Below are 7085 nucleotides of genomic sequence, written 5' to 3'. Positions count from 1 at the left end.
CAGCTTGCCTTCCTTCAGCAGGCGGATGACCTCCGGGATATTGGTTCCGATGGGGCAGCCCTCCTGGCACCTGGGCTTTTTACAGCCCAGGCACCGCGCTGCCTCGTCCATAACATGAAGCGCCATAGCTTGTTACACTCCGGAGTAGGCAGCGAAGCCGGCGTCGATGGGCAGCACCACGCCGGTGATGGCGCTGGCGGCCTTGTCGTCGCACAGGAAGAACACGCCGCCCAGCAGCTCGTCGCTCTCCACGAACCGGTTCATGGGAGTGCCGGCCAGGATCTTGGCGGTACGGGGAGTGGGGGTGCCGTCCTCGTTGAAGAGGAGCTTCCGGTTCTGGTTGGACACCAGGAAGCCGGGGGCGATGGCGTTGCAGCGGATGCCGCTGCCGGCGAAGTGGGTGGCCAGCCACTGGGTGAAGTTGGAGATGGCGGCCTTGGCGCCGGAGTAGGCGGGGATCTTGGTCAGGGGAATGTAGGCGTTCATGGAGGAGATGTTCAGGATACAGCCGTGCTGCTTGTCCACCATGTCCTTGGCAAAGACCTGGGTGGGCAGCAGGGTGCCCTGGAAGTTCAGCTTGAACACAAAGTCCACGCCGTTGGGCTCCAGGTCAAAGAAGGTCTTCTGGCCCTCCTTGGCCTCGTGCTGATACTCGTTGTCGGTGGTGGCGCGGGGGTTGTTGCCGCCGGCGCCGTTGATGAGGATGTCGCAGGGGCCCAGGTCCTTGAGCACCTGGGCGTGGACGGCCTCCAGAGCCTCGGGCTCCAGCACGTTGGCCTTGTAGCCCTCGCAGACATAGCCCTCAGCCTTGCACTCGTCGGCCAGCTTCTTCACGGCGTCCTCGTTCAGGTCCAGAGCGGCCACCTTGGCGCCGGCCTGGGCGAAGGCCTTGGCCATCTCGCCGCACAGCACGCCGCCGGCGCCGGTCACGACGACGACCTTACCGGTAAAATCCACATTCAGAGGCAGATTAATCATAATAAAGCTCCTTCTTTCAGAAAAGCAGATTACTTCTTTGCCTTCTCGCAGGCCTCGAACAGGCCGTTGATGTAAGCGGCGCCCAGAGCGCGGTCGTACAGGCCATAGCCGGGCTTGCCGGTCTCGCCCCAGATCATGCGGCCGTGGTCGGGACGGACATAGCCGTCAAAGCCGGTCTCCACCAGGGCGTTGACAATCTGGTACATATCCAGGCTGCCGCAGCTGGACAGGTGGGCCCGCTCCTCAAAGGAGCCGTCCTCCATGATCTTCACGTTGCGGATGTGCATGAAGGCGATGCGGCCCATGGCGGAGTACTTGCGCACCATGGCCACCACGTCGTTGCTCTTGGCGCAGCCCAGGCTGCCGGTGCACAGGCACAGGCAGTTGGCGGGAGAGTCCACCAGCTTGAGGAACCGGTCCAGGTTGGCCTCGCAGGTGATAATGCGGGGCAGGCCGAAGATGGGGTACGGGGGGTCGTCGGGGTGGATGGCCATCTTCACGCCGCACGCCTCGGCCACGGGGATGACCTTCTTCAGGAACCGCTCCAGGTTGGCCCACAGGCCCTCCTCGCCGATGGCGCCGTAGGCGCTGATGAGCTCCCGGACCTCGTCCTGGGTGTAGCTGGAGTCCCAGCCGGGCAGGTGGATGTCGTCCTTCAGGGGGTCCAGGCCCTTCATCTGCTCCCAGTACATCACCAGGCTGGTGGAGCCGTCGGGGGCCTTCTTGTCCAGCTGGGTGCGGGTCCAGTCAAAGACGGGCATGAAGTTGTAGGTCACGCACTTGACGCCGTACCTGGCGCAGCGGCGGATGTTCTCGCAGTAGACCTCCAGCAGGTGGTCCACGTCGCCACGGCCCAGCTTGATGTCCTCGTGGACGGGGATGGACTCCACCACGTCGAACACCAGGCCGTTGTCCTCGCAGTCCTTCTTCAGGCCAGCCAGGCTCTCCTCAGGCCAGACCTCGCCGGGCTTGACGTCGTACACAGCGGTGACGATGCTGCGCATACCGGGAATCTGGCGGATATACTCCAGAGAGATGGGGTCGCTCTCTCCGTACCAGCGAAACGAAAGCTTCATATTCTTCTCCTTCTGTTACAGGTTGAAATAACGCTTGGCGTTGTTGAAGCAGATGTCCTGCACCAGTCCACCCAGGGTGATCATGTCTCGGGGGTACTCCCCGTTCTCCACCCAGCGGCCCAGCAGGGCGCACAGCACACGGCGGAAGTACTCGTGCCGGGCGTAGCTGAGCAGGCTGCGGCTGTCGGTGAGCATGCCGATGAAGTTGCCCAGCACGCTCAGGTTGGCCAGGCTGGTCAGCTGCTCGGTCATGCCGGTCTTGTTGTCGTTGAACCACCAGGCGCTGCCGTGCTGGATCTTGCCCGCTGTCTCGGGGCCCTGGAAGGCGCCCAGCAGGGTGTCAATCCACTCGTTGTCCGCCGGATTCAGGCTGTACAGCACGGTCTTGGGCAGGTTGCCCTCCCGCTCCAGGGCGTCCATCAGGCGGTAGGTGGCGGCGCAGCTGTCGGTGACGGCGATGCAGTCAAAGCCGGTGTCCGGGCCCAGCTGGGCCAACATGCGGCTGTTGGGGTTGCGCATGCAGCTGAAGTGGAGCTGCATGACCCAACCCAGCTTCCGGTACTCCCGGGCGCAGTGGAGAATGACGGCAGTCTGGTAGCCCTCGGCCTCCTCACGGGTGAGGGGCTCCCCTGCCCGGGCCTTGTTCATGGCGGCGGTGGCGGCCTCATCGGACACCTCGCGGCACATCACATAGTCCAGGCCGTGGTCGGCGGAGCGGCAGCCGTGGGCGTCAAAGAAGGCGATGCGGTCGCTCAGGGCAGCGCGCACGTCGTCCACGGTGGCGATGGTGCGGCCGGTGGTCTTTTCCAGCTGCTCCAGATAGGCGGCGAAGCCGGGCTTGTGGAGGTTCACCGCCGGGTCGGGCCGGAAACTGGGGCACACCTGCACGGGAAAGGAGCTGTCCGCTGCCAGCTTTTCATGCCAGATGAGGTCGCTGCAGGGGTCGTCGGTGGTGCCCACCATGGCCACGTTGCTGCCCAGAATCAGGCCCCGGGCGCTCATGGCCGGGTCATGCCGCAGCTTGTCGTTGCACAGCTCCCACACCTCTCGGGCGGTCTCTCCGTTGAGCACGCCCGTGTAGCCGAAGTAGTTCTTCAGCTCCAGGTGGCACCAGTGGTACATGGGGTTGCCGATGGCACAGGGCAGGGTCTGGGCGAACTTCTCAAACTTCTCCCAGTCAGAGGCGTCGCCGGTGATGTACTTCTCCTCCACGCCGTTGGAGCGCATGAGCCGCCACTTGTAGTGGTCGCCCCCCAGCCAGATCTGGGTGATGTTCTCAAAGCGCCGGTCCTCCCAGATATCCTTGGGGTCGATGTGGCAGTGGTAGTCCGCGATGGGCATCTTGGCGGCGTAGGCGTGGTAGAGGGCCTTGGCCGTCTCGGTGTCCAGCAGAAAATCGTCGGTCAGAAAGGTATTCAAGGTTTACGCTCCCTTTCAGTTCAGTTTCGCAGCTGCTCCGGCACCTGGTCCATGGTCTGGTACCGCTCCATGGCCTCCTCCAGGGACATGCCCTGCTCGATGGCGGTCTTGCGGGTGGCGTTGACGGCCTGAATCTCCTTCATCTTGGCGCCGGTGAGGGTGTAGCCCTTCATGGCCAGCAGAGTGGCGGCCCAGGCCAGCATGGGGATGATGCAGAACATGACGATGACGGCCACCTTGATGCCCATGGAGTAGGGGGTGCTGTCGGTGGGCAGCTCGGAGAGTCCGGCGCAGGCCAGGAAGATAAAGGCCACCAGGGTCTGGGCCAGGGAGGACACCAGCTTATCCACCAGAGAGAACATGGTACCCATGATACCGGGGATGTACTTGCCGGAGCGGTAGGTCTCGTAGTCCGAGCAGTCGGCCACCATGGGGATGGGCATGTCGGCGGTGGCGTAGTAGGCGCCGTAGCCCACGCCGAAGAAGAGGATGAACAGGATGGTGTACAGGTTGATGGCTCCGCCACCCTTGAAGGGGAAGGAGAGCATCAGGCTGGGGTTGCCGTAGTCGCTGACAACCAGCAGCACCAGCACGCCCACATAGCAGATGAGGGCCACGGAGACGTAGCGGATGAGGGAGGCCCGCTGGCCCTTCTTCTGGCTGGTGCGCATGGACAGCAGGAAGAAGGGGACGGCGCACACATAGCCCAGGACCATCATGGGCAGGTACAGGGAGTTGTAGTTGCCCATGACAATGCCGTACAGGGCCAGCAGCACGGTGGTGTTGGTGGCGATGGCCAGGGCCAGCTTGCAGCCGGCGCCGGCTACCATCAGGCGCTGCATGGGCTTGTTGGCCTTGATGATCTGGGCGTACTCGGAGAGCTTCACGTTCTCCTGCTTGCCACCCAGGCCGTAGAACTCGGGGCGGTCCTTCTCGGCAATGCCGATAATGGCCAGGATGGTCAGCAGCACCGAGATACCGATGCCGATGGGGGTGATGATGCGGTAGACCATGGGGTCGGCGTAGCCGGAGGTGATGACGTTTCCGGCGGCGTCCTTCACGTCATACATGGCCTTGACCAGGGGGATGAGGAACTGCATGATGCCCATGCCCAGCAGGGAGCCCACAGTGTTGAAGATGGTGAACATGGGGCGCTGGTTGGGGTCGTTGGTGAGGACGGTCTGGCCCGCACGGGTGACGGAGGTCTGGAAGGTGTAGCCGATGACCCAGATGAAGTAGACCACGGTGAAGCCCACGTAGCGGGCGGGCATCATGGTGTCGGGGATCAGGGGCAGTAGGATGTAGAGCGCGATGACGCTCAGCGCCATGACCACACTGCCCAGAATCATAAAGGGCCGGAATTTGCCGATTCTGGTGCTGGTGCGGTCCATCATGGCGCCGATGATGGGGTCGGTGATGGCGTCGCACACCCGCATGACGGTGACCATGAGGGAGGCGAAGATGCCCAGATGGAGGATGCTGGAGCCAAACTGGGCCACATAGGACAAAATCAGGACGAAATAGACGTTGGTGGCGCCGTTATTCAGGGGGAACAGGACCAGCTGATAGGGCTTTGCCCGGTTCAGACCCTTCCCGGAGGCGTCATGGGTATGGTTCTTCACTTGGCATCTCCTTCTTCTTTTAAAACATACCGGTTTGATTCGCGTTGGGGCTCACACCCAGTTGGCGCTGGAGCTCTTTCCCTTCTTCAGCTTGTAGGCCTCGTTGGGCTGCTCCACCCGCCGGATGAGGATGGTGTCGCGGCACTTGCCGGCACGGGCCTCCAGCTTCATCTGGCCGCTGAGGGGCACCTTGAAGGTGAACACTCTGTCTCCCTTCTTGGTCTCCACCAGCTTGCCGTTGGCGTAGAGGGATACCTCGCTCTGGTTGGAGTAGACCTTCACGGTGGTGGTCTGCTCGGTCCGGTCGGTGTACCGGCTGCCGCACAGGTGGACAAAGGGCTCCTCGCTCCAGTAGGCCTTGTACAGATAGAAGCTGTCCTTTTTGGTCTTGCGGTCAAAGGTGACCAGCCCCTTGTGGTTCATGCCGGGCTCGCCGCCCTGGTCCCGGGCGTCGGCAGCAAAGTCGAACATGTTCCAAACGTGGGTGCTCCACATGTAGGGGTGCCGCTGGAAGCACTTGAGCATGAACTCGTGGTAGATGGCCTGGTACTCCTCGGTGTGGTCACCCCGGCGGGGCTTGGAGGAGTGGAGGTTGGGCATGCCCTCGCAGCCATACTCGGAGTAGCCCAGGCACCGCTTGGGATAGACCAGGTGGAAGAAGGAGATCCACAGGTCGTTGAGGAACAGTCCGGGCACGTACCAACCCAGGTACAGGTTCCAGGACACCAGGTCGGAGATGTGGGCCGAGCGGTTGAAGGGTCCGCACATGGCGTAGCAGGCCAGGGTGGTGGGCCGGGTGGTGTCCATGCTGTGGCACAGGTCGTTGAGTACTCTGTGGTTGTCCAGCATGTCCGCCTTGTCCTTGGTGGAGATGGTGATCTCGTTGGACAGGCCCCAGGTCACGATGGAGGGGTGGTTGTAGTTCTGGATGATGAGCTCCTTCATCTGACTGATGGTGTTGTCCCGGCCATTGGGCATGTGCTCGGAGATGTAGGGAATTTCCGCCCAGACGATCATGCCGTACTGGTCACACAGGTCGTAAAAGTACTGGTCGTGCTGATAGTGGGCCAGGCGGATGGTGTTGGCGCCGATCTCCCGGATGAGGTCCATGTCCTCATCGTGGTGGGCCCTGGTCAGGGCGTTGCCCAGACCCTTCCGGTCCTGGTGGCGGGACACGCCGTGGAGGGGATAGGGCCGTCCGTTGAGGAAGAAGCCCTCCTTGGGGTCCACCCGGAAGGTACGCACACCGAAGCGGCTGGAGATCTGGTCCACCGCCGTTCCGTTTTCCACAAGGCGCAGGGTGGCGGTGTAAAGATAGGGGTCCTTCACGCCGTCCCACAGGTGCACATTGGGGATGTCCAGGGTCACGTCGGTACCCTGGCCGCTGGCCACGGTGGTGCCCACTGCGTCGGTGAGGGTCACCTCCACAGCCGGGTTTTCCACATTGGTCCAGCTCTCCACCCGGATTTTGCCGCTGGTGCCGTCCAGCGCCGGGGTGATGCGCAGCCCCGGACCGCCGAAGAAATCCAGGTCAAAGTGGTGCTTGTTCACCACCAGCAGCGTCACATCCCGGTAGATACCGCCGTAGAAGGTGAAGTCCGCCTTCTGGGGGTAGACCCGGTCGTTGACGCTGTTGTCCACCCGGACGGTCATGTGGTTCTCCGCCTGGAGCAGCCCGGCCACCTCCGCGCGGAAGGTGGAGTAGCCGCCGTCGTGGTGAATCACTGCTGTACCGTTGAGCTCCACGTCGGCGGAGGCGTTTACACCCTGGAACTCCAGGTATACCGTCTGGGTATCCGGGTCGAACTCAGGCATGGGAAACGTTGTCTCATAGGTGCAGGTGCCGCGCCAGTAGTCGTTTCCGCCGTCCTGTCCGTCAACCGCGTTCCAGGTGTGAGGCAGATTGATTGTCTCCGGTGTGCCTTTGGGACCGTAAAAGGTCCAGTTCTCATTCATGTTGATCTTCTCTCGTGTCATATGTCTACAACTC

The 7085-nt window shown here is 62.5% G+C and carries 6 protein-coding genes; all 6 read right to left on the bottom strand.

The features are described 5' to 3' along the window. The coding region (locus ACOX7T_RS04040) for a hypothetical protein (RefSeq protein ID WP_433440121.1) at positions 1–111 on the bottom strand (111 nt) is incomplete at its 3' end. 21 nt (positions 112–132) lie between these two features. Further along, positions 133–978, bottom strand: coding sequence for an SDR family oxidoreductase (locus ACOX7T_RS04035; protein WP_433440109.1), 846 nt, complete (start codon positions 976–978; stop codon positions 133–135). Between the two features lie 29 nt (positions 979–1007). After that, on the bottom strand, positions 1008–2054 hold the full coding sequence (gene uxuA, locus ACOX7T_RS04030) for a mannonate dehydratase (RefSeq protein ID WP_433440107.1): 1047 nt from the start codon (positions 2052–2054) through the stop codon (positions 1008–1010). A 15-nt stretch (positions 2055–2069) separates the two neighbouring features. Continuing rightward, positions 2070–3473 carry a glucuronate isomerase gene (gene uxaC, locus ACOX7T_RS04025; protein ID WP_433440105.1) on the bottom strand — a complete coding sequence of 468 codons (1404 nt, stop codon included), beginning with the start codon at positions 3471–3473 and terminating at the stop codon, positions 2070–2072. Between the two features lie 20 nt (positions 3474–3493). Continuing rightward, positions 3494–5095, bottom strand: coding sequence for an MFS transporter (locus ACOX7T_RS04020; RefSeq protein ID WP_433440103.1), 1602 nt, complete (start codon positions 5093–5095; stop codon positions 3494–3496). Between the two features lie 51 nt (positions 5096–5146). Next, positions 5147–7072, bottom strand: coding sequence for a glycoside hydrolase family 2 protein (locus ACOX7T_RS04015; protein ID WP_433440101.1), 1926 nt, complete (start codon positions 7070–7072; stop codon positions 5147–5149). Between the last annotated feature and the right edge of the window lie 13 nt (positions 7073–7085).

It is taken from the genome of Pseudoflavonifractor sp. (assembly GCF_050943825.1).
Lineage (GTDB): Bacteria > Bacillota > Clostridia > Oscillospirales > Oscillospiraceae > Pseudoflavonifractor.
Note: the sequence above shows the minus strand (reverse complement) of the source record. Positions and strands in the feature narration are given on the sequence as shown.

Excerpts from the sequence above, each read along its gene's own strand:
- ACOX7T_RS04015 (WP_433440101.1), bottom strand. The coding sequence starts at position 7,072 with ATGACACGAGAGAAGATCAACATGAATGAGAACTGGACCTTTTACGGT.
- ACOX7T_RS04035 (WP_433440109.1), bottom strand. The coding sequence starts at position 978 with ATGATTAATCTGCCTCTGAATGTGGATTTTACCGGTAAGGTCGTCGTC.
- uxuA (WP_433440107.1), bottom strand. The coding sequence starts at position 2,054 with ATGAAGCTTTCGTTTCGCTGGTACGGAGAGAGCGACCCCATCTCTCTG.